Annotated in this window: 1 rRNA gene; it reads right to left on the reverse strand. The window is 47.4% G+C overall.

The window, feature by feature from the left end:
- Nucleotides 1-23: 23 nt before the first annotated feature.
- A 23S ribosomal RNA gene (locus tag ACEN4L_RS13635) occupies nucleotides 24-253 on the reverse strand; the annotation flags it as partial.

The raw sequence follows: 253 nt of genomic DNA on the forward strand, positions 1-253 counted from the left end.
TTCTTCGAATCCACCTAAAAACTTTGGTTAAGTCCTCGACCGATTAGTATTGGTCCGCTCCATCTATCACTAGACTTCCACTTCCAACCTATCTACCTGATCATCTTTCAGGGGTCTTACTCACTGATGTGATGGGAAATCTCATCTTGAGGGGGGCTTCACGCTTAGATGCTTTCAGCGTTTATCCCTTCCACACATAGCTACCCAGCGATGCTCTTGGCAGAACAACTGGTACACCAGCGGTGTGTCCATC

The sequence above is a fragment of the Desemzia sp. FAM 23988 genome (assembly GCF_045528365.1).
GTDB lineage: Bacteria > Bacillota > Bacilli > Lactobacillales > Carnobacteriaceae > Desemzia.